Origin of the sequence: Microbacterium resistens NBRC 103078 (assembly GCF_001552355.1) — a bacterium.
In the GTDB taxonomy this organism is placed as follows: Bacteria; Actinomycetota; Actinomycetes; order Actinomycetales; family Microbacteriaceae; genus Microbacterium; species Microbacterium resistens.
In genome coordinates this window covers 1-750 of sequence record NZ_BCRA01000164.1, presented here as the reverse complement: position 1 = coordinate 750, position 750 = coordinate 1, and the positions used below count along the sequence as shown (strand labels likewise).

Annotated in this window: 1 protein-coding gene; it reads right to left on the bottom strand. The window is 72.8% G+C overall.

Annotated features, from left to right (window positions below; all coding sequences use genetic code 11):
• Positions 1-630, bottom strand: a 630-nt coding sequence (locus MR1_RS18145) for a siderophore-interacting protein (protein ID WP_169797718.1), incomplete at its 3' end; no start/stop codon positions are given.
• Between the last annotated feature and the right edge of the window lie 120 nt (positions 631-750).

Below are 750 nucleotides of genomic sequence, written 5' to 3'. Positions count from 1 at the left end.
GTGCGCCGCGCTGCCGCGGGCGAGCCAGGTCACACGCACGCCGTCCGGCGCGCTGAGCGGGAGCTCGTCGGCCTCGGCCGGCACCTCGACCAGCACGTCGCCGCGCACGTGCGGGGGGAGCGTCTCGACGATCGCGCAGATCGCCGGGACCGCGGTCTCGTCGCCCGCGATCAGGACGGTGTCCGCGTCGCCGGGGCGCCATTCGAATCCTCCGCGCTCCTCGGCGCGGGCGTCGGGACCGACGACGACGAGAGGCTGCCCGGGTGCCGCGGCGGACGCCCAGGCGGAGGCCGGCCCCTCGGTGCCGTGGAGGACGAAATCGACGTCGATCTCGCGCTGTGCGGGCCGGACCGCCCGCACCGTATACGTCCGGATGGGATTGCGCTGCGCGTCCGGGAGCGTCCGCCAGCGCGCGTACCACTCACCGAGCGGTGCCGTCTCGTCGAACTGGCCGACGTCGGTGACCGTGCCGTCCTCGAACGGGATCATGAGCTTGATCCGCTGGTCGAGGCCGTCGGTGCCGAAATGGACGAGGTCCTCGCCGGTCAGCGTCACGCGGGTGAAGTGCGGGCTGAGCGCGGTCACACGGGAGACGGTGGTCCGGAAGCTGCGGTAGGGCTGAACGGTCACGGTTCCACTATAGGCACCTATAGGTTAGGCTTCCCTAACGTGACCGACATCCAGACCTCGACGCCCGAGCCCGCGCACCGCGTCGGCTCCGCGGCGCCCCGGCGTCCGGCACCGCTCGCC